The 21,933-nt window shown below is 67.1% G+C and carries 23 protein-coding genes; 9 read left to right on the forward strand and 14 right to left on the reverse strand.

Going from position 1 to position 21,933, the window contains the following annotated elements; all coding sequences use genetic code 11:
- Positions 1–40 precede the first annotated feature (40 nt).
- The 3 genes from FHY18_RS10490 to FHY18_RS10500 are packed head-to-tail and all read right to left on the reverse strand — an operon-like array spanning position 41 to position 2,189.
- A complete protein-coding gene (locus FHY18_RS10490; protein ID WP_259155952.1) occupies positions 41–307 on the reverse strand; it encodes an acylphosphatase in 267 nt (88 codons plus the stop codon).
- A complete protein-coding gene (locus FHY18_RS10495; protein ID WP_259154123.1) occupies positions 307–915 on the reverse strand; it encodes a TlpA disulfide reductase family protein in 609 nt (202 codons plus the stop codon). The genes FHY18_RS10490 and FHY18_RS10495 overlap by 1 nt, the downstream gene beginning before the upstream one ends.
- Positions 912–2,189, reverse strand: a complete 1,278-nt coding sequence (locus FHY18_RS10500) for a YihY family inner membrane protein (protein ID WP_259154126.1) — start codon at positions 2,187–2,189, stop codon at positions 912–914. Before FHY18_RS10500 ends, FHY18_RS10495 begins: the two co-directional genes overlap by 4 nt.
- Before the next feature lie 110 nt (positions 2,190–2,299).
- On the opposite strand from FHY18_RS10500, the gene wrbA reads away from it, so the two are divergent.
- The 4 genes from wrbA to ybaK all read left to right on the forward strand — a co-directional run bounded on the left by wrbA (position 2,300) and on the right by ybaK (position 4,287).
- The gene (gene wrbA / locus FHY18_RS10505; protein WP_259154128.1) at positions 2,300–2,896 is read left to right on the forward strand and encodes an NAD(P)H:quinone oxidoreductase; all 597 of its coding nucleotides are present in this window, start codon (positions 2,300–2,302) and stop codon (positions 2,894–2,896) included.
- Positions 2,893–3,237, forward strand: coding sequence for a DUF2069 domain-containing protein (locus FHY18_RS10510; protein WP_259154136.1), 345 nt, complete (start codon positions 2,893–2,895; stop codon positions 3,235–3,237). Before wrbA ends, FHY18_RS10510 begins: the two co-directional genes overlap by 4 nt.
- 86 nt (positions 3,238–3,323) lie before the next feature.
- Entirely contained in the window at positions 3,324–3,809 is a 486-nt protein-coding gene (locus FHY18_RS10515) for an asparaginase domain-containing protein (protein WP_259154139.1), read from the forward strand.
- A 4-nt stretch (positions 3,810–3,813) separates the two neighbouring features.
- Complete coding sequence (gene ybaK, locus FHY18_RS10520) at positions 3,814–4,287, forward strand: Cys-tRNA(Pro) deacylase (RefSeq protein ID WP_259154146.1); 474 nt, start codon at positions 3,814–3,816, stop codon at positions 4,285–4,287.
- Positions 4,288–4,317: 30 nt separating this feature from the next.
- Here ybaK and FHY18_RS10525 read toward each other — a convergent pair whose 3' ends face one another.
- The 5 genes from FHY18_RS10525 to sufT form a co-directional block, all read right to left on the reverse strand.
- Positions 4,318–6,015 (reverse strand): S8 family peptidase, encoded by a 1,698-nt coding sequence (locus FHY18_RS10525; RefSeq protein ID WP_259154149.1) that lies wholly within the window; start codon positions 6,013–6,015, stop codon positions 4,318–4,320.
- Between the two features lie 341 nt (positions 6,016–6,356).
- Positions 6,357–7,766, reverse strand: coding sequence for a S8 family peptidase (locus FHY18_RS10530; RefSeq protein WP_259154150.1), 1,410 nt, complete (start codon positions 7,764–7,766; stop codon positions 6,357–6,359).
- Between the two features lie 260 nt (positions 7,767–8,026).
- Complete coding sequence (locus tag FHY18_RS10535) at positions 8,027–9,772, reverse strand: S8 family peptidase (protein WP_259154151.1); 1,746 nt, start codon at positions 9,770–9,772, stop codon at positions 8,027–8,029.
- Between the two features lie 316 nt (positions 9,773–10,088).
- A complete protein-coding gene (locus FHY18_RS10540) occupies positions 10,089–11,174 on the reverse strand; it encodes a branched-chain amino acid aminotransferase (RefSeq protein ID WP_259154152.1) in 1,086 nt (361 codons plus the stop codon).
- A gap of 66 nt (positions 11,175–11,240) precedes the next feature.
- Positions 11,241–11,795 carry a putative Fe-S cluster assembly protein SufT gene (gene sufT / locus FHY18_RS10545; RefSeq protein ID WP_029219190.1) on the reverse strand — a complete coding sequence of 185 codons (555 nt, stop codon included), beginning with the start codon at positions 11,793–11,795 and terminating at the stop codon, positions 11,241–11,243.
- Positions 11,796–11,978: 183 nt separating this feature from the next.
- Here sufT and FHY18_RS10550 point away from each other — a divergent pair, with 183 nt between their 5' ends.
- Complete coding sequence (locus FHY18_RS10550; RefSeq protein ID WP_259154153.1) at positions 11,979–12,398, forward strand: hypothetical protein; 420 nt, start codon at positions 11,979–11,981, stop codon at positions 12,396–12,398.
- Between the two features lie 147 nt (positions 12,399–12,545).
- On the opposite strand, the gene FHY18_RS10555 is transcribed toward FHY18_RS10550, so the two are convergent.
- Genes FHY18_RS10555 through FHY18_RS10565 form a run of 3 tightly spaced genes read right to left on the reverse strand, consistent with a single transcriptional unit; the run spans position 12,546 to position 14,762 of the window.
- Positions 12,546–12,956: a DUF6714 family protein gene (locus tag FHY18_RS10555; protein WP_259154154.1), complete on the reverse strand. Its 411-nt coding sequence runs from the start codon at positions 12,954–12,956 to the stop codon at positions 12,546–12,548.
- A gap of 49 nt (positions 12,957–13,005) precedes the next feature.
- Positions 13,006–14,463 (reverse strand): NAD(P)(+) transhydrogenase (Re/Si-specific) subunit beta, encoded by a 1,458-nt coding sequence (locus FHY18_RS10560; RefSeq protein ID WP_259154157.1) that lies wholly within the window; start codon positions 14,461–14,463, stop codon positions 13,006–13,008.
- On the reverse strand, positions 14,460–14,762 hold the full coding sequence (locus FHY18_RS10565; protein WP_259154160.1) for an NAD(P) transhydrogenase subunit alpha: 303 nt from the start codon (positions 14,760–14,762) through the stop codon (positions 14,460–14,462). The genes FHY18_RS10560 and FHY18_RS10565 overlap by 4 nt, the downstream gene beginning before the upstream one ends.
- A 113-nt stretch (positions 14,763–14,875) precedes the next feature.
- Here FHY18_RS10565 and FHY18_RS10570 point away from each other — a divergent pair, with 113 nt between their 5' ends.
- From FHY18_RS10570 to FHY18_RS10580, 3 genes are read left to right on the forward strand one after another with little or no spacing between them, the layout of a single operon-like run.
- On the forward strand, positions 14,876–15,439 hold the full coding sequence (locus tag FHY18_RS10570) for an RNA polymerase sigma factor (protein ID WP_259154161.1): 564 nt from the start codon (positions 14,876–14,878) through the stop codon (positions 15,437–15,439).
- Complete coding sequence (locus tag FHY18_RS10575) at positions 15,436–15,789, forward strand: hypothetical protein (RefSeq protein WP_259154162.1); 354 nt, start codon at positions 15,436–15,438, stop codon at positions 15,787–15,789. Before FHY18_RS10570 ends, FHY18_RS10575 begins: the two co-directional genes overlap by 4 nt.
- 5 nt (positions 15,790–15,794) lie before the next feature.
- Positions 15,795–16,286 carry a DUF3106 domain-containing protein gene (locus FHY18_RS10580; protein ID WP_259154169.1) on the forward strand — a complete coding sequence of 164 codons (492 nt, stop codon included), beginning with the start codon at positions 15,795–15,797 and terminating at the stop codon, positions 16,284–16,286.
- A 185-nt stretch (positions 16,287–16,471) separates the two neighbouring features.
- On the opposite strand, the gene FHY18_RS10585 is transcribed toward FHY18_RS10580, so the two are convergent.
- Both FHY18_RS10585 and FHY18_RS10590 read right to left on the reverse strand, forming a co-directional pair.
- A complete protein-coding gene (locus FHY18_RS10585) occupies positions 16,472–17,563 on the reverse strand; it encodes an NAD(P) transhydrogenase subunit alpha (RefSeq protein ID WP_259154170.1) in 1,092 nt (363 codons plus the stop codon).
- Positions 17,564–17,719: 156 nt separating this feature from the next.
- Positions 17,720–18,319, reverse strand: a complete 600-nt coding sequence (locus FHY18_RS10590) for a TetR/AcrR family transcriptional regulator (RefSeq protein ID WP_259154172.1) — start codon at positions 18,317–18,319, stop codon at positions 17,720–17,722.
- Positions 18,320–18,439: 120 nt separating this feature from the next.
- Between FHY18_RS10590 and FHY18_RS10595 the strand changes: the two genes are divergently transcribed.
- Positions 18,440–19,303 (forward strand): alpha/beta hydrolase, encoded by an 864-nt coding sequence (locus FHY18_RS10595; RefSeq protein ID WP_259154173.1) that lies wholly within the window; start codon positions 18,440–18,442, stop codon positions 19,301–19,303.
- A 183-nt stretch (positions 19,304–19,486) separates the two neighbouring features.
- On the opposite strand, the gene FHY18_RS10600 is transcribed toward FHY18_RS10595, so the two are convergent.
- A complete protein-coding gene (locus tag FHY18_RS10600) occupies positions 19,487–21,844 on the reverse strand; it encodes a DUF1631 domain-containing protein (RefSeq protein ID WP_259154174.1) in 2,358 nt (785 codons plus the stop codon).
- Positions 21,845–21,933: the final 89 nt, after the last annotated feature.

Below are 21,933 nucleotides of genomic sequence, written 5' to 3' on the forward strand. Positions count from 1 at the left end.
AGGCAACGCAACTCTTTTGCCCCGCCATGGCGGCACGCACTCAGCCAGTTACAAATTCTTCAGTCGCCGGAATGGCGCACGCCGTGCGCGTCACCGACGTCACCTGCGCCGCTGCCGGGCCCTGCCATAGCCACGCTTCCAGCACCTCCAGCGCGGCCTCACTGCCGGCGGCGACCACCTCCACGCTGCCGTCCGGCTGGTTGCGCGCATGCCCGTGCAGGCCCAGCGCCAGCGCGCGCTCGCGGGTGGAGCCGCGGTACCACACGCCCTGCACTCTCCCGCTGACCACAAAGCGCGCCGCCTGCATCATCCCGCCTTGCCGGTGATGCCGACTGCCGCTTCGATGTCGTGTGCGGTGACCGGGCCGAGGAACTGCTTGGCCACCTTGCCGTCCGGGCCGATCAGATAGGTCATCGGCAGGCCGCGCGGGGTGGCGAAGTCCTGCGGCGGCTGATACGGGTCCAGGATCGCCACCGGGTAGGACACCGGGTGATCCTTCAAAAACGCCTGCATGTCGGCGGCGGTGATGTCTTCATAGGCCAGGCCAACCACTTCGACGCTGTCGCGCATGGTGTGCAGTGCCGACAGCTCCGGCATTTCCTTCAGGCAAGGCGCGCACCAGGTCGCCCAGAAGTTGACCACCACCCACTTGCCGCGATGCGCAGCCAGGTCGTAGGTCTCGCCCGACACCGTCGGCAGCGACAGCTTGGGCATGTCGGCGGTCTGCTGCACCACCGAGGTGTTGGCTGCACCTGCCGGGTCGGCGGCGGGTTTTTCGGAGGTCTGGGGAGCCGTGGCAGGCGCGGCCGTCGAATCGGCCGCAGCAGGGGTGCCCTGCCCGGTGGGCTTGCAGGCGGTCAGTAGCAACAACGGCAACAGCAGCGCGCACGCGCCGCGCACAAGGCGCATCGTCATGGAGGGTCTCCGGGGAGGTGGGTGTAGAGGTCGCCGACCGGTTGCGCCAGCACGCCGCGCAACGGTTGACGCAATTGTTCCAGCGCGGCGGCGGCGGCCTGGCCGTAGGCATCGTCGCGGCATGGCAGCGGGCGGTCTTCGATCGGCACGCGCAGCTGGCAGTTTTCGTAGAGTTCGGCCAATGGCACCACATCCAGGTCGCGCGCCAGCAGCCATTGGCCGCGCTCGTCGCGGCGCAGCAAGCGGATGCGTTTGAGCTCGCACAACAGCTCCTGCATCAGCGTGTCGGTGAGCATCGGCTCCAGCGCAAGAATGCGGTCCTCGTCCAGGCCGTTGCCGTGGATGCGCGCCTGCCGGAACCGGCCGAGCAGACGCAGCAGGCCGTAGATTTCGAAACCCGGTGGCAGGCGCATGGCTTCGGGCTGATAGCGAAACGCCGACATCGACGATGCCAACGACGCGCCCAGCAACACCGACACCCAGCTCAGATAGATCCACAGCAGCAGGATCGGCAGCGCCGACAATGCGCCGTAGATGCGTTGATAGGTCTGGAAATTTCCCAGGTAGAAGCCGAAGCCCCATTTGACGATTTCCATCAGGATCACCGCCAGCAGCGCGCCCGGCAGCGCGTGCCGCAGCCGCACCGCATGCTGCGGCACCACGCGGTAGATCAGCACGATGCAGACGAACTCCACCGCCATCGGCGCCAGCCGCCAGGAAAATTCGGCCAGCCATTGGCCTTCGGTGGTACGGAACAGCGGCAGCGCGAACACATACGCGGCCATCGCCATCGAGGCGGCGGCGAGCATCGTGCCCAGGGTCAGCACCGTCCAGTAAATCAAAAAACGCGTCACCTTGGGCCGGGCGGCTGCCACCCGCCAGATGCTGTTGAAGGTCTGCTCGATGCTGTGCAGGGTGATCAGTAGCGAAGCCACCAGCGCCACCATGCCGGCGACGGTGAACTTGCCAAGATCTTCCAGCGAGCGGTTGAGATAGTTCTGGACCGAGCGCGCGGCGCCGGGCACGAAATTGTTGAAGATGAAGTCGGTGAGCGCGTCCTTCCACTCGTTGAATGCGGGAAACGCCGACAACACGCCGAACACCACGATGGCCAGCGGTACCAGCGCGAAGACCGTGGTGTAGGCCAGCGAGGCCGCTGCCTGGAACAGGCGGTCGTCCAGAAAGCGACGCCACAGAAAGCGCCCGAAGCTCACCGTCCGCGCGCGATCGCGCAGACGCTCTTTCCATTGGTGGAGTTTGTTCACACGCGACATCGCGCAAGGGTACCCGATGCGCCGTCATCGCGGCCTTGCCGCACCTGCGGCGTGCAGGCAGGCGGTGGCATGGCCGATACTGCGGCAACTCAACAGGCGGCAGAGGCACGATGGCGGAGATTCTGGTGCTGTATTACAGCCGTGGCGGCTCGGTGGCGCGGCTGGCGCGGCAGATCGCGCGCGGCATCGGCGAGGTGCCGGGCATGAGCGCGCGGCTGCGCACGGTGCCGCCGGTGGCTGCGGTCACCCAGACCAGCGCCCCGCCGGTGCCGGACGAAGGCGCGCCGTATGTGGATCGGGCCGATCTGGCCGAATGCAGCGGCCTGCTGCTGGGCAGCCCGACCCGCTTCGGCAATATGGCCGCACCGATGAAGCACTTCCTCGACAGCCTGGGCGCCGAGTGGGCCACCGGCACCCTCGCGGGCAAGCCGGCAGGCGTGTTCACCTCCACCGCCTCGATGCATGGCGGCCAGGAATCGACCTTGCTGTCGATGCATCTGCCGCTGCTGCACCACGGCTGCCTGATCGTGGGCATCCCGTTCACCGAGGCCGCACTCAGCCACACCACCAGCGGCGGCACGCCGTATGGCGCCAGCCATGTCTCCGGCGCTGGTGGCGACCCACAGCCGAGCGAGGACGAAGCCCTGCTGGCGCGCGCATTGGGGCGGCGGGTGGCCGATGTCGCACGGCGGCTGGCACCTCCGTGAGCGTGCGCGCCATGCATTGGCTGCTGACCGCGGCGCTGCTGGCGCTGGCGGCGTTGTTCGCGGTCTGGTTTCACGACGACCCGCGCCCGCTCGCCGCGCTCATCGTGTTCGTGCTGCCGGCAGCGCTGACCGGCGTGCTGGCGGTGCGCAGCGCGCGTGCGCGTTTCTGGGCCGGCGTGTTCGCGCTGGGCTGGTTCAGCCACGGCGTGATGGCGGCCTGGAGCCAGCCCCAGGCCCGCGGACTGGCCTGGCTGGAATTGCTGCTCGCGCTGGCCGTGGTGGCCCTGGTGGGTGGCCCCGGGATGGCGGCGCGCTTCGGCCGCCCTCGCCCTCAACGTTGACCCAGCTTGGGCAGCGCACGCGCCGGGGTCGTATCATGACGGCCCTCGCGCGGCCTGCACCGCGCACGTTTGAAGGATTGGCAGCAATGGAAGACCTCCTGATCGTCACCACCGGTGGCACGATCGACAAGATCTACTTCGACGACAAATCCGACTACCAGATCGGCGACCCGCAGATCGGCCAGATCCTCAAGGAACTGGGCGTGACCTTCCGCTTTTCGGTGATTCCGATCATCCGCAAGGATTCGTTGCACATCACCGAGGCCGATCGCGAGCTGATCCGCGCCACCATCGCCGCCCAGCCGACCCGCCACGTGCTCATCACCCACGGCACCGACTCGATGGTGGAAACCGGCAAGGTGCTGCAGTCGATCGCCGACAAGACCATCGTGATGACCGGCGCGCTCAATCCGGCGCGGTTCCGCGGCTCGGATGCCGAGTTCAATATCGGCTGCGCGGTCGGCGCGGTGCAGTCGCTGCCGGCCGGCGTGTACATCGCCATGAACGGACGCATCTGGAATCCCGAGAAAGTGCGCAAGAACGTCGCAGCCAACCGCTTCGAACCGGTCTGAGGCCATGAGCAAGGCCACCCGCGCGACCAAGGCATTGGACGCTGCCGGCGTGGCCTACGCGCTACACCCCTACGACTATCAACACGATGCAGACGCCAAAGGCCTGCAGGCGGCAAACGCGCTTGGGCTGGCACCGCAGACGGTGCTGAAGACCTTGATGGCCTGGGTCGACGACCTGGCCGTGTGTGCGGTCATTCCCTGCGACCGGCGCCTGTCGCTGAAGAAACTGGCCAGCGCGTGCGGCGGAAAGTCCGCACGCATGATGGACGTGGCCGATGCACAACGCCGCACCGGCTACAAGGTGGGCGGTATCAGCCCGCTCGGTCAGCAACGGCAGACGCCGGTGCTGATCGAAGCCACGGCGCTGGACGCACCGGCGCTGTGGATCAACGCCGGCCAGCGCGGGTTGCTGCTGGAATTGCCCGGCGCACAGCTGCTGCAGGCACTCAGTGCGCGGGCCTGCGCACTGTGCGACTGAGCCGCGGCGGCATCACCGCCGCCACCCTGCTCAGTACGCCGCCGTGACGCTGACGCCTGAAAACGCCAATGTCGCCTTCAACCGCACGTAGTACGTACCGGCCGCCGGTGCGTTGACTGTGCAGCTGTCGGCATTGCCGGGCAGCAGGCTGCGGCAGCTGTAGGCGGTATCGGTCGGCAGTGCACCTGCGCGTAGCGACAGATCGGCATTGCCGCTGCCACCGTTGAGCGTCACCTTCAGCGTGCGCGTGCCGGCCGGCACGTTGATCTGGTAATACAGCACATCCGACTGCGCCGCACTCAAGCCGGTACGCGCCACATTCCGGGCAAGGGTGGTCGACTCGATCACCGCAGCAACCGCGCCATCGGCATTGACCAGGCCCGCACCGCAGCCCTGCGTACAGGCAACCGGCAACGGCCGGGCGCTGCTCTTGAGCAGGGCTTTCACCGTGGCCGGCGTCAGCGGATTCAGCGCCACCGATTGCATCAACGCCACCACACCGGCCACATGCGGTGCAGCCATCGAGGTACCGCTGTACGACGCATACGCCGCATTCCCCGGCACCGTAGTGCCGCTGTTGAGCGTGGAGACGATGGCCTGTCCCGGCGCCGCGATATCCACGCCCTTGCCGAAGTTGGAGAAGCTGGCCTTGGCGCCCGCCGAGGTAGTGGCCGCCACTGCGATCACGTTCGGGCAATTGGCCGGCACGCTGGTGGACACATCCATATTGCTGTTGCCCGCCGCCACCACCACCGAACTGCCCCGCGTCACCGCACCGGCAATGGCCGTGCTGAGCGTTGTCGAACAACTTCCCGCGCCGCCCAGCGACAGGTTGATCACCGTGGCAGGATTCGGGTTGGCCGGCACACCGTTGACCTTGCCGCCCGATGCCCAGACGATGGCATCGGCGATGTCGGACATGTAACCGCCGCAGCGGCCAAGCACGCGCAGCGGCAGCACCCTGGCATTGAACGCGGTACCGACCACGCCGACCGCATTGTTGCCGACCGCCGCCACGATGCCGGCCACATGCGTGCCATGCCAGCTGGAGCTGGACGCGGACGCACCCGGCCCGCACTCGTTGGCGGCGGTCCAGTCGCCCTGGTCGGCGGCACTGGCATCGCGCGCATTGCCATCGCGCGCCGTCGCCGGGTCGATGATGAAGTCGTAGCCGGGCAGGACATTAACGTCCAGATCCGGATGCTTGGTGATGCCGGTATCGATCACCGCCACCACGATGCCCTTACCGGTGGTGCGATCCCACGCCGGTCGGATATTCATGCTGGCGGCGGTGGCGCCCATCGCCCATTGCTGCGGCACGCCCGGATCGTTGGGCACCAGCAAGGGGCGCATCAACACGTCCACTTCCACGCGCTTGACGGCCGGGTCGGCGGCAAGGCGCCGCATCAGGCTTTCTGCGTCCACGCGGTCCAGTTTGCGATCGGCCACCAACAGCATCGGGCCCGTGCTGAGCCGGCGAGTGGCCGACAAGCCCAACGCGCGTCCGCGCTGTGCAGGCACGGCGCTGGCGATCTCGCGCCATGGCGCAGACAAGCCGGTCGCACGGCTGCTGCCGACGCGGTCCTTGTAGCTGACGATGAAACGTTGATGGGTGGAGCTGGACGCCAGCCCTTGCAGGCTGACCTCGCCAGCAGTGGCATAAAACGTGCACGACAACGCGCAGACCAAGACAGCGTGGCGCAGCGCACCAAGCGAGACATACGACATGGATCAACCCTCCCCAAGGCGTTGAACGTTCGGAAGACAACGCGCTGACGCCCTCTGCGACGCGCACTGCCTGATCGTGGGGCGGTTGCACACGGCCATGCCTCACGTGGGCTGGCTATCGGCGTGCCATCTGCATGGCTGAAGCGGCCGGACGGCAGTGCCACACGCTTTGTTCAGCCATTGCCGCCGCCGGTTGGCCAACGCCCAGGCGTGGCCGAGGCCCAAACGCACACTGCCCCGCCGAAGCGGGGCAGTGCAGGTTTCAAAACACCGACAGCGATGTCGGGGCTGGCCCGACGTCGATGCCGGCGGTCAGGCCGGCATCGCGCATGGCCTTCGCCTTACGGGGTCTGGCTGACCGCGCCCGCCGCATTGACGATGCCGGCACCGCAGCCGCCCGAGCAGGTGCCCGGCAACGGACGCGCGGTGTTCTTCAGCAGGGTTTCCACTGCCGCCGGGGTCAGCGGACGGCTGGCTGCCGACTGCACCAGCGCCACCACGCCGGCCACATGCGGGGCCGCCATCGAGGTGCCGTTGTAGGACGCGTAGCTGGCGCTACCCGGCGTGGTGGTGCCGCTGTTCAAGGTCGACAGGATCGCCGAGCCAGGGCCGGAGATATCGATGGTGCTGCCGAAGTTGGAGAAGCTCGAACGCGCGCCGGCCGAGGTGATCGACGCCACCGAGATCACGTTGGCGCAGCTGGCCGGGGTGAAGTTGGCTACGTTGGCGTTGCTGTTGCCAGCCGCCACCACCACCGTGGTGCCGCGCGACACCGCGCCGTTGATGGCGTTCTGGTAGGTGCTGGAACAGGTGCCACTGCCGCCCAGCGACATGTTGATCACCTCGGCCGGGTTGGCATTGGCCGGCACGCCCGAGACCGTGCCGCCGGAAGCCCAGACGATGGCATCGGCGATGTCGGAGGTGGTGCCGCCGCACAGGCCCAGGGCGCGGATCGGCACGACGCGCGCATTGAACGCGGTCCCGGCCACACCGGTGCCGTTGTTGGTGACCGCGGCAATGGTGCCGGCCACATGGGTGCCGTGCCAGCTGGAATTGGCGGCCGGCACGCCGGACCCGCACTGATTGGCAGCACGCCAGTCGCCCTGGTCGGCCGGATTGTTGTCGCGGCCATTGTTGTCGCGCGCACGCGCCGCGTCGCTGATGAAGTCGTAGCCCGGCAGCACGTTCGCATTGAGGTCTGGGTGGCTGGTGATGCCGGTGTCGATCACTGCCACCACCACGCCGGTGCCGGTGGCGGTGTCCCAGGCCGGGCGCACGTTGATGCTGGAAGCGGTGGTACCGAAGCCCCATTGCTCGGACAGCCGCGTGTCGTTCGGGGTCAGGGTCGGATACATGATCTGGTCGACTTCCACGTAGTCCACGCTCGGGTCGGCGGCGATGCGGCGCATCAGCGTTTCGGCCTCGGCACGGTCCAGGCCACGGCTGGCCTTGAGCACTTCCGACCCCAGCGCGGTGCGGCGCACGTGGCTCAGGCCCAGCGCGCGACCGGCGCGGGCCGGCACTGCGGTGGCGACGGAATTGAGCGATGCGCGCATCGACGTCGGGCTCACTGCCGGGCTGCTGCCGTCCTTGTACTTGACGATGAAGCGGTCCAGCGTGGGCTGCGATTCCAGGCCGGACAGGTTGACCTGACCGGCAAACGCCGGCACGGCCAGCAGGGAGGTCAGCGCGGAAACACCCAGCACCACCAGTGCGCGTGCAGGTGCACGACGTTGCGACACATTGGACATCGATCGTTCCTCAGTTTTTTATGAAGTGCCGCGGTTGCGGCGAGATGGCCGCCCTTGCCGCAGAGTGCGGATCGGGTCGGAATGGACGGGCACGGGCGCCCGTCGAAACGACTGACCGGTGTCCATTCCGGCCGAGCGGCAATGCCTCGCCAGCGCCTGCCGAAACGGCAGACGTGGACGGACATCGCAGATGGGAGGCAGCGCTAGGCGGCGCTGCCTGGCCAGGCGGCCAGACAGCGCAACAGCGTCGAACGACAGGCTTAGTAGCTGGCGCGCAAGGTCACACCGGAGAACGTGCTGTACGCCTTGACCCGCACGTAATACGTGCCCGAGGGCGCAGTGATGCTGCAGGTTTCGGCATTGCCGCTGCGGTACGGGCGGCAGGTGTAGGTGGTGTCGGTCGGTGCACTGCCGGCACGCACGTACAGATCCGCATCGCCGGTACCGCCGCTGATCGCCACGGTCAGCGTGCCGCTGCCGGCGGGAACGGCGATGGTGTAGTTCAGCTCCGCACCGCTGGCCGCACCCAGGCCGGTGACGGGCGTGCCGTTGATCAGCGTATTGCCGGTTCCGCCACCGCCCCCACCGTTGCTGCCGCTGATGGCCGCCGTCACTGCGGCATCGGCATTGACGATGCCGGCGCCGCAACCGCCGGAACAGGCACCCGGCAACGCGCGTGCGGTGTTCTTGAGCAAGGTCTCGACTGCGGCAGGCGTCAACGCGGTCGGCGCAACCGACTGCACCAGCGCGACCACGCCAGCCACATGCGGGGACGCCATCGAGGTGCCGTTGTAGGACGCGTAGCTGGCACTGCCCGGGGTGGTGGTGCCGCTGTTGAGCGTGGACAGGATCGCCGAGCCCGGTGCGGATACATCGATACCGGCGCCGAAGTTGGAATAGCTGGCCTTGGCACCGGCCGAGGTCGTTGCGGCCACTGCGATCACGTTGGCGCAATTGGCCGGCAGCGAGCCGGACACGTTGGCCGAGCTGTTGCCGGCTGCCACCACCACGGTGGTACCGCGCGATACCGCCCCGCTGATCGCGTTCTGCATGGTGGTCGAGCAGGCGCCGCCGCCGCCGAGCGACATGTTGATCACTTCGGCCGGGTTGGCATTGGCCGGCACGCCGCTGACGCTGCCGCCGGAAGACCAGACGATGGCGTCGGCGATATCCGACAGCGAACCGCCGCACTTGCCGAGTACGCGCACCGGCACGACCTTGGCGTTGTAGGCGGTACCGGCCACGCCGGTGCTGTTGTTGGTCACCGCGGCCACCGTGCCGGCGACGTGGGTGCCGTGCCAGCTGGAGTTGGCAGCGGGAATGCCGGTGCCGCATTCGTTGGCGGCATACCAGTCGCCTTCGTCGGCCGGGTTGCTGTCGCGTCCATTGCCATCGCGCGCCGTGGTGGCGTCGCTGATGAAGTCGTAGCCCGGCAGGATGTTGGCATTGAGGTCGGCGTGCGTGGTGATGCCGGTATCGATCACCGCAACTACCACGCCGGTCCCGGTGGCCTTGTCCCAGGCCGGACGGATGTTGAGGCCGGCGTTGGTGGTGCCAAAGCCCCATTGCTCGGACAGCCGGGTGTCGTTGGGCGTCAGCGTGGCATGCAGGATCTGGTCGACTTCCACGCTCTGCACGTTGGGATCGGCGGCCAGCTGGCGCATCAGGGTTTCGGCTTCGGCGCGGTCCAGCGCGCGGTCGGCCTTGATCAGTTCCGGCCCCAGTGCAAGACGGCGGACGGAGGCCAGGCCCAGCGCCTTGCCGGCCTTGGCCGGCATCGCACGTGCGGCGGTACGCAACGAACTGCTCAACGCGCTCGGACTGGCCAGCGCAGTGCTGCCGTCCTTGTAGGTCACGATGAATTTCTGATGGGTTTGGGCAGTTGCAAGACCATCCAGGTAGACCTCACCGGCAAACGCAGGCGTTGCCAGCAACAGGGAGGTCAGCGCGGCAGCGCCCAGGACGATAAGCGTGCGAGGACGCTTGCGGAAAGACTCGTTCGACATCGAATTCCCTTCCAAATCAAAGAGAACCGCCTTGGCGGTGTAATCCGGCACCGCCTGCACAGGTCGGCGCCGAGTCCCCGGCATCGATCCCCTGTTATCGATCCGTTCAGCGAACCTATCCCACTGCAACCAGACTGGACAATACGAAATCGACACTTTTGAAACTTAAATATCAGTTTTGTGACAAGCATCATGTCTGTTCAGTCCGCTTCCCACAGTTTTTTGACGGTGCACGTGTCGCTGTTGCTGCACGGCAGCCAAAAAAAAGCCCCTGCGCTGACGCGCAGGGGCCTGTTTTTGACGATGTGCCGCTGACTCAGGACAAGCGCACCAGCCACCCATGCCGGTCGGGCACGCGGCCGTACTGGATATCGGTCAATTCCTGACGCAGCGACATGGTGACTTCGCCGGCACGAGCCGACAGGTCGCCCACCGCAAAGCCGTCGCCCTTGAGCTCACCGATCGGGGTGACCACTGCGGCAGTGCCGCACGCGAATACTTCGCTGATCTCGCCCGACGCCACGCCCTGCTTCCATTCGTCGATGGACACCTTGCGCTCGATCACGCGCATGCCGCGGTCGCGCGCCAGCTGCAGGATGCTGTCACGGGTGATGCCTTCCAGAATGCTGCCGGACAATTCCGGCGTCACCAGCGTGCCGTCCTTGTAGACCAGGAACACGTTCATGCCACCCAGTTCCTCGATGTACTTGCCTTCCACCGGGTCCAGGAACAGCACCTGCGAGCAGCCCTGTGCATAGGCCTTCTGCTGCGGCAGCAACGAGGCGGCATAGTTGCCGCCGCACTTGGCCGCGCCGGTGCCGCCCTTGGCCGCACGTGCGTACTCGGTGGACAACCAGATCGACACCGGCGCCACGCCCTTGGCGAAATACGGGCCGGCGGGACTTGCGATGACGTAGTAGGAGGCCTTGTGCGCGGCGCGCACGCCCAGGAAGGCCTCGTCGGCAATCATGAACGGACGGAAATACAGGCTGGTTTCCGGCGCCGACGGCACCCAGCCGGCATCCACGGCCACCAACTGGCGCAGCGATTCGACAAACAGGTCCACCGGCAGTTCCGGCAGCGCCAGACGGCGCGCCGAGCGCTGCAGGCGCTCGCCATTGGCCTGCGGACGGAAGGTCCAGATCGAGCCGTCGGCATGCCGGTAGGCCTTGATGCCTTCGAAGATTTCCTGGCCGTAATGCAGCACGGAGGCAGCCGGGTCCAGCTGCAGCGGCCCGTAGGCGCGCACCTGGGCGTCATGCCAGCCCTGCTCGTTGTTCCAGGAAATGGCGACCATGTGGTCGGTGAAATGCAGCCCGAAACCGGGCGCGGCCAGGATCACGGACAGTTCGTCGGCGCTGCGCGGCGACGGAGAACGGGTGGAAGCGAAGGACACGGACACCGGAAGATTCCTGTATGGCGGGCGATAAGGACGCGGCGCCACATCTACGGACATGGCGCCTGACGGTCAGAGCATGCCGGTCTCGAGACGGGCCGCTTCGGACATCATATGCCGGCCCCACGGCGGGTCGAACACCAGCTCGACGTCGGCCTCGGCAATGGTCGGGATCATTTCCACCTTGCTGCGCACGTCGTCGACCAGGATCTCGCCCATGCCGCAACCGGGCGCGGTGAGCGTCATCTTGACGTCCACCCGGCGCTGGTCGTCCTCTTCGCGATGGCTGACCACCGCCTCGTAGACCAGGCCCAGATCGACGATGTTGAACGGGATTTCCGGGTCGAAGCAGGTGCGTAGCTGCTGCCACACCAGGGCTTCCACTTCCTCGTCGCTGGCGTTGTCGGGCAGCTCCAGCCCCGGCGGGGCCTCCTTGCCGATCGCATCGCCATCCTTGCCGGCAATGCGGAACAGATTGCCTTCGACAAAGACCGTGTAGCTGCCACCCAGGGCCTGGGTGATATAGCCATAACTGCCTGCGGGCAGGGTCACCGAATCGCCCTGCGGCACCATGACGGCATCGCAATCGCGTTCGAACTGGACGGGTTCGCTGCTACGGGAGTACATGGGCTGGATATGGGGCCGCGCCGGACGCGCGCAAGTCGGCCATTCTAGCCGACCGCAACCCCGCCGCCGGCCGCCGCGCCAGTTGGCGACGACGCTGCATTCCATCAGCCGCACTGCCGTAGCGTGCCACGCGTCGCAAACGCCGGCTTGCGCTCTATCATGTGCACACTGTCAGGAGCTCCAATGCCGTCCACCACCGCGTCCGCCAGAACTGCCCACTGGCTCTGGCCCCCGCTCCTGCTGCTGGGAGGCGTCACCGCCCTCATCGCCTGGCTGCTGATCGCCCTTGCGCTGGGCAACCAGGCCGGCTGGATGGCAGTGCTGGTTGCGCTGGAAGTGGCGTGGATGCTGCGCCTGGGTACGTTGCGCGCCGGCCGGTTGCGTATCGGGGTGACAGTGGCGACCACCGCACTGATCATCGTCGGCGCCAACTGGGGCATCGCGTCGGCGCAACTGGGCGGATCGCTGGGTCTGGACCCATGGACCTCCGCGCAGAAAATGGGCCCGCGCCTTGCCTGGACGCTGCTGCAACTGGCCAACAACGCGTTCGATCTGCTGTGTTACGTCGCGGCAGTGGTCGTGGCGTGGTGGGCCGCGCGTTGATCTGATTGCAGCGCAGCGGCCACTGCCAGGCTTGTGTGACCACCGGCTTACAACCGCTGACATCCGCCGCTGGCGGCCGGCGCGATTGGCCGACAGCCACGAGCGTGCGTCCGAAAGCGTTCGGCGTTGCCCAAGGACCCGAAGACCTCAGCGATAGATGGCGCCGGGGCCCCAATACTCTTCGAGCGCGCATTGCGCAGATTCGGTCCATTCGGACCCGTCGGTAAATGCCAGCGTGTCCAAGGTCGCTATTACCATGCGTTCTTCGGCAGCGGACAGGCTGCGGAAACGCGGTGGCTCCCGATCCGGCGGGCGCAGCGACTCCAACAATGCATCCGTGGCATTGGATGCCGCATTTCCACAATTGCGCAGCGCGTGCTGCAGCAGATGTGGCAAATAGAAGCGCCACGAAACACTGTCCAGGTGATGGATCCCGCAACAGTAACGCTCGAGATACTGTGCCGTTACCTCGTCACGCACGGTGTCGAACGGCGGCACCTCGTCATGATCGTCAATCGCGTTCCCGGCACGCAGCGACATGGGTGGGCGTTCGCTCATCGCAGGCACACCTGCGTCGTGCGCGGCCAGGCGAATAGCTCCTTGCACATCAATGCCCGCCCCCATCCAGCGCCTTCAACTCACTGACCAGCGCGCCGGCTGCTTCCGCACCGTCGCCATACAACATGCGGGTGTTGTCGGCGTAGAACAGCGCATTCTCGATGCCGGCAAACCCGGTGCCCTTGCCACGCTTGATCACCACGGTGTTGCGTGAATTGACCACGTCCAGGATCGGCATACCGTAGATCGGGCTGGCCGGGTCGGTCTTGGCGACCGGGTTGACCACATCGTTGGCGCCGATCACCAGCGAGACATCGGTGCTGGCGAACTCGGGGTTGATGTCGTCCATATCGGCGATGAGGTCGTAGGGCACGCCGGCTTCGGCCAGCAGCACGTTCATGTGCCCCGGCATGCGCCCGGCCACCGGGTGGATCGCGAACTTCACCTTGACCCCGCGCGCGATCAGCCGCTGCGCCAGCTCCCAGATCTTGTGCTGTGCCTGCGCCACGGCCATGCCGTAACCGGGTACGATCACCACCCGCTCCGCGAAGGCCATCATCGCCGCCACATCACCGGCCTCGATCGGCTTTTGCGTCCCACTGATTTCTTGCGCCTGTCCGCCACCGCCGAAGTTGGAAAACAGCACACCGCTGATCGGCCGGTTCATCGCCTTGGCCATCAGCCGGGTCAGCAGGATGCCCGCCGCACCGACCATCATGCCGGCGATGATCAAAGCCTCGTTGCCCAGCACATAGCCCTCGAACGCCACCGCCAATCCGGTAAAGGCGTTGTAGAGCGAGATCACCACCGGCATATCGGCGCCACCGATCGGCAGCGTCATCAGCACGCCCAAAGCAAGCGCCACCACGAAGAAGGCGATGATCGCCAGCGGCTGCAGGCTGCTTGCCGCCCAGATGCCGAGGACCAGCACCGCCACTGCCACCACCAGATTGAAAACCTGCTGACCGGGGAAGGTCACCCGCCGGTCGAGCCGGCCGTCGAGCTTGGCCCATGCAATGATCGATCCCGACAACGACACCGCCCCGATCGCCGACCCGATCACCGCCAGCACCACGGTGGTGGTGTCTGGCCGCCGCGCCGCCAGCTCGGCGATCGCCTGCGCGCTCCAGTGCGCGGTGTCGCGATTGGCGAAGAACGAAAACCGCAGCAGCTCCACCGCCCCGATCGCCGCCGCCGAGCCGCCGCCCATGCCGTTGTACAACGCCACCATCTGCGGCATGTCGGTGATGGCCATCTTCTTGGCCGACCACCACGCAACCCCGGTGCCGATCGCCAGTGCGGCCAGGATCAACGGCACGTTGTGCAATTCGGGCAGGAAGAACGTGGCCACCGTGGCGATCAGCATGCCCAGCCCGGCCCAGCGGATGCCGCTGCGCGCGGTCAGTGGCGAGGCCATGCGCTGCAGGCCGAGCAGGAACAGCGTGGCTGCAATCAGGTAGCTGGACTTGACCAGCCAATCCAGCAATTCGGGGGTGGAGACGTTCATGGCGCATCTCCGCCAGGCTTACGGCTGGATTTGAACATCTCCAGCATCCGCTCGGTCACCACGTAGCCACCGGCCGCGTTGCCCGCACCCAGTACCACCGCGACGAACCCCAGTGCTTTCTCCAGGGTGGTATCGGCATGCCCCAGCACCACCATCGCACCGATCAGCACGATGCCGTGGATGAAGTTGGAACCGGACATCAGCGGGGTATGCAGGATCACCGGCACCCGCGAGATGATGACGTGGCCGGCGATGGCCGCCAGCATGAAGATGTACAGCGCTACGAATCCGTCGCTCATCGTCTTTCGCTCCACTGGCCGTTGCGGCCCGCCGATCATACCCACGCATCGGCTATGTCAACCGAATCGGCGCTGGGCCGTTGACGTCGTATCGTCCTCGCGGAAGCTACGCTGTGCTGGTGGGAACCCCTTTCGATCCGCAGCCTTCTGCAACGGCCGCCGCCGTCCCGGTGTCGCTGGACGCCTTCCTGGCCGGCATCGGCCCGCGTGCGTTCCGGTTTGCCGAGGCCGGTCTGCGTCACCGCGAAGACGCGCTGGATGCCGTGCAGGACGCCATGGTCAAGCTGCTCGGCTACCGCGAACGGCCGGCAGAGGAATGGACGCCGTTGTTCTGGAGCATCCTGCGCAGCCGCATCATCGACCTGCAGCGCCGCCGGAGCTTCCGCCTGAAATTCTGGGCGCCGGCCGAGCGAGCCGATGACGAGGGCCCGATCGATTGGGCCGACCCCGGCATTGGACCGGTCGGCGAGCAGCAACATCAGCAGGCCTACCAGCGACTGGTCCAGGCGCTGCGCAACCTGCCGGCACGCCAGCGCGAGGCATTCACGCTGCGCGTGCTGGAAGACCTGGATGTGGCCACCACCGCCAAGGCGATGGGCTGCTCCGAAGGTTCGGTCAAGACTCATCTGTCGCGCGCACGCGACGCGTTACAAAAACAGTTCGAGGATTTCCTGTGAACCGCTCCCACGATCCGGCCCAGTTCGATGCGCAACTGCGCCAACTGCATGCCGCCGCGCTCACCAGCCTGCCACCGCAGACCCTGGCACGCCTGCGCCAGGCCCGCCAGGCGCCGGCCGCCCGCGCGCGCCGCGGTTACTGGTTGCTGGCCACCGCCTGTTCCGGCTTGCTGGCCATCGGCATCGGCCTGCAACTGCGACCGGGCGACAACGCCCCCGCAGGCGCGTCCGCGACCCCGGCCACGACCGTGGCCGGCAATGCCGCCAGTACCGACACCGACGACCTGCTGACCCAGAACCCCGACCTGTATGTCTGGCTCGGGTCCGATACCGCCCTGGCCATGGAATGAGCACGATGACCCGCACCACCCGCCTGCTGTTGACCCTGTTGCTCTGCGCCGGGCCATGCGTGCCGCTGTTGGCGCAGGACCGCCCGCCAGGTCCCCCGGCGGGGCCTGGGCCGATGGACGGACCCGGCCCGCATGGCCCGGGACCGCGCAACGAGACCCCGATGCCGGAGTGGGACAAGCTGACCCAGCAGCAGCGTCAGGTACTGATCGATGCGCTGCGCGAGCGCTGGAACGATGTGCCCGAAGAACGCCCGCGCATGTACCGGCACGCCAGTCGCTGGCTGGACATGACCCCCGACCAGCGCAAGCAGGCCAAGGCCGGGATGGACCGCTTCCGCAACATGAGCCCGGACCAGCGCCGCGAGGCCAAGGCCTTGTTCGACCGCATGCGCACGCTCAACCCGCAGCAACGCAACGAGCTGCAACAACGCTGGCAGAAGATGAGCCCGGCCGAACGCAGCGCCTGGCTGCGCGAGCACCCGCCGACGGAGGATTGAACGCAGCGCCGTCGCGGCGAGCGCGACACGCCATCGCATGGGTGCACCCCGGTCGCAGCGGACAGGCGCGCGGCCACCGTAGGAGCGCGCTGGCGCGCGATGAAGCCTTACCGATAAAGCTCCATCGCGCGCCAGCGCGCTCCTACCTGGAACGCCAATGTTCGAGGTACATGGACCCGGCGTGGCTAAGCAGTCGATGGCGCCGACCAGCGCGTCCTGGCCAGCAGTTCGTCGTCCCAGTCGAACGACAGAGCGCCTCCCTTGATCAACAACGCCGCGAACGCGTAGACGTTGCGCGCAAACATCTCGCTGGCATGCACCGCGCCCTGGCTTGCCAGATTGAGCGGCCCGGCGATCACCAAGCCATCGAGCTCAAGGGTTTCGCCCGGACGCGTGGCCGCGCAGTTGCCGCCGGTTTCCGCGGCCAGGTCCACCAGCACGCTGCCGGCGCGCATGCCCTGCACCATTTCGGTGGTCACGATCTTTGGCGCAGGCCGCCCCGGCACGGCCGCGGTGCAGACCACCACATCCACGCCCTTGAGATGCTCGGCCAGGCGGCGCTGCTGCTCGGCGCGTTCGTCGTCGGTGAGTTGGCGTGCATAGCCGCCTTCGCCGGCAGCGCTCACGCCCAGATCCAGAAAGCGCGCGCCCAGGGACGCGATCTGTTCGCGGGTTTCCGGGCGCACGTCGAAGCCTTCCACCTGCGCACCCAGCCGTTTGGCCGTGGCGATCGCCTGCAGGCCGGCCACGCCCGCGCCGATTACCAGGACCTTGCTGGGGCGCATGGTGCCGGCGGCTGTGGTGAGCATCGGGAAGAACCGCGGCGCCAGTTGCGCGGCGATCAGCACTGCCTTGTAGCCAGCCATGCCGGCCTGCGAACTCAGCACGTCCATCGCCTGCGCGCGTGTGGTGCGCGGCAGGCGCTCCAGCGGAAACGCAACCAGCTCGCGCGTGGCAAATGCCTGCGCACGCGCCGGGTCGGCATCGGGGGCGAGCATGCCGATCACCACCGCCTGCGGCTTGCAGTGCAGCAGCACCTCGGTCGGCGGCGCCTGCACGCACAGCACGACGTCGGCCTGGGTTAGCGTCTGCGGGTCGGCAAGCTGCGCACCGGCCGCGATATATGCCGCATCGTCCATGCTGCTGGCGTGGCCGGCAGCCGGCTCGATCCACACGCTGGCGCCGAGCGCGACCAGCTTCTTGACCGTTTCCGGCGTTGCTGCCACCCGGCGTTCGCCTGCCGCCCGTTCTTTCAGCACCAGCACCTGCACAGCCATGGGTTGCTCCGGTCGCGCGCTTCAGTCGCCGCGATGCTAGCAGAGCGCACCGGCCGCGCCGGCGGTGATGCACGGGTGTGCCATTGGAAGGCAGATCGCCAGCGCGTGGGCTGTGCGATCGCCTGGCGGCAGCGAGCCTGGCGCCCTGCAACTGCGTTACGGCTCCAGCAACCCCTTCAACAGGGGCGCCATCACGGTTTCCGGCGCGAAGGCGCGCAATCGCTCGTGCCTGCCGTCGATCACCAACGAGGCATACCCGTGCACCGCGCTCCAGCTCAACAGGGTGCGTTGCTCCAGCACCGCCGGATCCGGGTCGCTGCCATGGCGAGCGATCCACTGGGCGCGCACCGTGTCGCGCAGGTAGGCCATCGCCGCCTCGCTGATCTGCACCAGCCGTGGCAGGCCGCTGGCACGCACGTCCAGTCCCAGCATCAAGCGGAACTGCTGCGGATAGTCGACAGCAAAGCGGATATAGCCCAGCCCGCAGCCCAGCAGCGGGTCGTTCACTTCCTGCTGGGTGGCGCGGATGCGATCGAGCATGCGCGCGTAGCCATCGGCCGCCAGCTCCGCCAGCAGCCCATCCAGCGAGCCGAAGTGATGCGCCGGTGCGGCGTGCGACACGCCCGCGCGCCGCGCGCACTCGCGCAGGGTGAGTCCACGCAGGCCGGATTCACCCAGCAACTCCCACCCGGCACGCCGCAGCGCGGCCGGCAGGTCGCCGTGGTGATACGCAGCCGGGGCGTCTGGTCGTGGCATGGCGGTTCGCTTATCGGGCCCCCAGTGCAGCAGATAATCTTGACGCTGACAAGATTCAGGCACCAGACTCTGCACGCATCTTGTCATCGACAAGATGGCTCACTCCCCCAAGGAACGCCCATGAGCTCATCACTTACCAAGCTGCGCGCGAGGTTGCTGCGCAGCCTGATGGCCGGCGCCAGCCGCCTGGCTCCTGGTCCGACCGGCCGCTACCTGGCACGCCGCTTCGTGACCCCGGGCCCGGCCGGACGTCGACAGGCTGCCGCTATCGCAGCCACGCTGGACGATGTGCAACGCCAGACGCTGCGCATCGAAGGTTTCGACATCGCGGTGTACCAGTGGGGCGACCCCGCCCGGCAGCCGTACGTACTGCTGTCGCATGGCTGGGCCAGCTACGGCCTGCGCTTTGCCGCCTGGGTTCCGCAGCTGCGGGCGCTCGGGTATGCGGTGCTGGCCTTCGACCAGGCTGCACACGGCTTGAGCAGCGGGCAGATCAGCAATCTGCCGCATTTCGTGAAGATCCTGCGCGAGATGGGCAGCCGCTTCGGGCGCCCCGCCGTCTTTATCGGTCACTCGCTGGGCGCCGCCGCTGCGGTGTTTGCCGATGATCCGGCCTGGCGCCCTGCGCGCTATGTATTGATCGCCCCGCTGGTGGAGCCTGCAGGCAGCGCAAGGCGCCAGTTCCAGACGGCCGGCCTTGCGCCTGCGACCTTTGTGCCGTTCGAGAACTGGCTGATCGAGCTGACCGGCACCTGTTTTGCCGACTTCGACGCGTCCTCGCATCTGCCGCAGTTCGATCGCCCGGCGCTGGTCATCCACGACCGCCGCGATCGCGAAACGCCCTGGGAAGAAGGCGCACGCTTTGCCGCACTCTGGCCGGGCGCGCAGCTGTTCAGTACCGAAGGGCTGGGGCATAACCGCATGGTCGATCACCCCTCGGTGATCACGCGCGCATTGGAGTTTGTCGGGCCGGCAGCGCCGTAGGCACACACCGCCAGGGCATCCGGGTTGACCTGGCCGCAGGCCTTAGATGCGATCCGCATCGGTGGACTGCGCTGGCCGACGCGGTGCCGCACGCACGCACGCCAATCGCGAGCAGGCACGTGGGTGATGTGAGTTCTGCAGTCGTTCCACCGGCCTGCCGGCCAGGGCAACGCCAGCGTGCCTTCAGTGCACCGTGCCGTTGGTGTGCAGCGGATCCAGCCGATCGATCACGCCCTGCATCGCACTGTCGAACGCGCCGTCGTTGATGTGTTCGCGCAGGCGGCCCAGCCGCACCATCACTGCCAGCTCTTCGGGCGAGGCGACGCAGAAACGCACACCGCGGCGGTTGACGAACAACAGCCGCTGCGAGATCGGGCTTACCCACGATAGCTTGCCGGCCTGGACCTTGCCGTCCTTGTCGACAAAATCCAGCCAGGTACCGATGTCCATCGCACGGAAACGTTCGGCGTCGGCACTGTCGATGCTCTGCGCCACCGCTTCGGCACCCAGCACCACGCTGACGCTTTCGGCGGCCGGCGGCGGCAGGTTGACCTGCGGCAGTTCCGGCAGGGCCTTTTCCAGCTCCGGGCGCGCCTCGGCAATGGCCTGCAAGGTGTCGTGCAATGCGGTGATCGCCACCACCACCGCGTCGCCATGCAGGCCCACGCTGGCAAATACGCGATGCAATGCCGGTTGCCAGACCTGCAGCCATGGCTTGCCTATGATGTGGCGGCGCGCCTCACCCAGTTCTTCCAGCACGCCATCGGCCAATGCCAATGCCTCCAGCGTGCCGGGGCCTTCGTCGCCGTCGCGCAGGATGGCCATGGTCAGATGATGCAGCCACGGCTGGCGCAGGAAGTCTTCCACCGCCTTGGGCAACGGCGCACCGGCCAGCACGCGCTGCTCCAGCTCCCTCAGCGCGCGGCTGCGCGCGAGCTCGAGCTTTTCCTGGCCGCGCTGGGTTTCGGTGGCGCGGCGCTCGGCAATTTCCACACGGCGACGGTGCTGCGACAGGAAGTCGCGGAACTCTTCTTCCAGGGTCAGGAAGATCGCCAGGTTCTCGTTAAATTCGGCCACCAGGCGGTCGACGATTTCCTCGACCTTGCCCATCAGCACGCGCTCGGCGGCACTGTCGCCGTTGTTGCCCTCGCAGGCCTCGGCCAGCGAATTGAGCAGACGCCGCGCCGGGTGGGTCTTCTGCACGAACATCTTGCGGTCCAGCAGCGCCACCTTGACGAATGGCACCACCAGCCGGCCAATCATCTCGCGCGAGCGGTTCTCCAGGTCGCGCTCGTCCAGCATCACGTCGAACAGCATGCCGACCAGATCGATCGCATCCTCGTCCATCGGGTCCAGCTTTGCGGTAGCCGGGTCCACGCCAAGACGCGTGGCGCTGTTGAGCACTTCGTTCTTCAAACGCTGCGCAAGCGATTCGTTGTCGTCGCCGATGGCCGCCTGCAGCGTCGCGCTGGGGGTGGCCTGCAGCAGCGACAACACCGACATCATTTCGCGCTGACTCAGCGGGCGTTGCTGGCCCACCGCCACCGACGCGGCCGACGCCGTGCTGTCGCGCACGCTACGGGTCTGCTGCAACAGCTCATGCAGCGCATCCAGCAGCATGCCCTGGCTGCCGCCCGGATGATCGGCGTCGCCGTCCATGCCGCCGGCGCCAGACCCATCGGCATGGCCGCGTTGCGCGGCGGCCTGCATGCGGCCACGGCTATGCGCCCAACGGTCCAGGAAGCGATTGGCCCAGGCCGGCGCGTATTGATCGTTCTGATCGTCGCCGTCCATCTCGGCGTTGCCGCCCTGCGCTTGGGCCTGCGCATGCTCTTCGGGCGTCTGCCCGCGCGGCTGCATGCGCGGTGGCGGGCGCTTGGGCTGCGAAATCTCCGGCATCACGCCGGCCTTGGCCAGGGTTTCGTCCAGGCGCGCGTACAACTTGCCGATCGGCTCGGCCAGGTCGCGTTCGCACAGCTTGATCAGCACCAGCCGCACTTCCGGGGCCAGGTCGCAGGTGGCGAACGCTTCGTGGATCGCCACGCCCAGATGTTCCGGACCGATCGGGTTGGTGTCGGCCACCAACTCCAGGCCACCGGCAACCCAGCCCAGGCGGCGGTCGACACGCGCCAGCACCTGCTTGAAGTCGCGCAGCAACACGGTGGCAAGGTTGCGCACCGCCAACCGCGATTCGAGCACATGCTCGGGCACCAGGCTGAGCGGGCCGGTGCCCATGTCGCCGGCCAGCACCACTTCGGCCGATAGCGGCGTGCCCAGCAGTAGCGCCTGCCAGCCGTCTTCCAGCTGTTGGCGGAATTGCGTTGTCACGTCTTCGCGCTTGCGGCGCAACTCGCGCATGCCATCGAGAAAAAGCAACTGTGACGCGCCAGCGGATTCGGCGCGATCGAACAGCACATCATCGAAATGCGCCACTGCAGCTGCAAACACCTGCACGAGCGCGGGCACGAACACGTCGCGCGCCTGTTCGAGCAAGCGTTGGTCACGGCCCGGGTGTCCCGACGGACTGGGCTGAAAAGTCATGCGCAAAGGCTCCCCGCCTCTGCAGGCGTGAAAATATTCAAACGAGGAAAAACAGACGCGGCCCCAAATTCCGCCTTCGCATGGTAGGC

The organism is Xanthomonas sp. 3793, from assembly GCF_024806835.1.
In the GTDB taxonomy this organism is placed as follows: Bacteria; Pseudomonadota; Gammaproteobacteria; order Xanthomonadales; family Xanthomonadaceae; genus Xanthomonas; species Xanthomonas arboricola_F.

What these genes read in the sequence shown, in the direction of transcription:
- sufT (WP_029219190.1), bottom strand. Translation starts at nt 11,795, where the DNA reads ATGTACTCCCGTAGCAGCGAACCCGTCCAGTTCGAACGCGATTGCGAT.
- FHY18_RS10585 (WP_259154170.1), bottom strand. Translation starts at nt 17,563, where the DNA reads ATGGCTGTGCAGGTGCTGGTGCTGAAAGAACGGGCGGCAGGCGAACGC.
- FHY18_RS10530 (WP_259154150.1), bottom strand. Translation starts at nt 7,766, where the DNA reads ATGTCCAATGTGTCGCAACGTCGTGCACCTGCACGCGCACTGGTGGTG.
- ybaK (WP_259154146.1), top strand. Translation starts at nt 3,814, where the DNA reads ATGAGCAAGGCCACCCGCGCGACCAAGGCATTGGACGCTGCCGGCGTG.
- FHY18_RS10580 (WP_259154169.1), top strand. Translation starts at nt 15,795, where the DNA reads ATGACCCGCACCACCCGCCTGCTGTTGACCCTGTTGCTCTGCGCCGGG.
- FHY18_RS10590 (WP_259154172.1), bottom strand. Translation starts at nt 18,319, where the DNA reads ATGCCACGACCAGACGCCCCGGCTGCGTATCACCACGGCGACCTGCCG.
- FHY18_RS10515 (WP_259154139.1), top strand. Translation starts at nt 3,324, where the DNA reads ATGGAAGACCTCCTGATCGTCACCACCGGTGGCACGATCGACAAGATC.
- FHY18_RS10550 (WP_259154153.1), top strand. Translation starts at nt 11,979, where the DNA reads ATGCCGTCCACCACCGCGTCCGCCAGAACTGCCCACTGGCTCTGGCCC.
- FHY18_RS10595 (WP_259154173.1), top strand. Translation starts at nt 18,440, where the DNA reads ATGAGCTCATCACTTACCAAGCTGCGCGCGAGGTTGCTGCGCAGCCTG.
- FHY18_RS10490 (WP_259155952.1), bottom strand. Translation starts at nt 307, where the DNA reads ATGCAGGCGGCGCGCTTTGTGGTCAGCGGGAGAGTGCAGGGCGTGTGG.
- FHY18_RS10535 (WP_259154151.1), bottom strand. Translation starts at nt 9,772, where the DNA reads ATGTCGAACGAGTCTTTCCGCAAGCGTCCTCGCACGCTTATCGTCCTG.
- FHY18_RS10495 (WP_259154123.1), bottom strand. Translation starts at nt 915, where the DNA reads ATGACGATGCGCCTTGTGCGCGGCGCGTGCGCGCTGCTGTTGCCGTTG.
- FHY18_RS10560 (WP_259154157.1), bottom strand. Translation starts at nt 14,463, where the DNA reads ATGAACGTCTCCACCCCCGAATTGCTGGATTGGCTGGTCAAGTCCAGC.
- FHY18_RS10500 (WP_259154126.1), bottom strand. Translation starts at nt 2,189, where the DNA reads ATGTCGCGTGTGAACAAACTCCACCAATGGAAAGAGCGTCTGCGCGAT.
- FHY18_RS10525 (WP_259154149.1), bottom strand. Translation starts at nt 6,015, where the DNA reads ATGTCGTATGTCTCGCTTGGTGCGCTGCGCCACGCTGTCTTGGTCTGC.
- wrbA (WP_259154128.1), top strand. Translation starts at nt 2,300, where the DNA reads ATGGCGGAGATTCTGGTGCTGTATTACAGCCGTGGCGGCTCGGTGGCG.
- FHY18_RS10600 (WP_259154174.1), bottom strand. Translation starts at nt 21,844, where the DNA reads ATGACTTTTCAGCCCAGTCCGTCGGGACACCCGGGCCGTGACCAACGC.
- FHY18_RS10565 (WP_259154160.1), bottom strand. Translation starts at nt 14,762, where the DNA reads ATGAGCGACGGATTCGTAGCGCTGTACATCTTCATGCTGGCGGCCATC.
- FHY18_RS10555 (WP_259154154.1), bottom strand. Translation starts at nt 12,956, where the DNA reads ATGAGCGAACGCCCACCCATGTCGCTGCGTGCCGGGAACGCGATTGAC.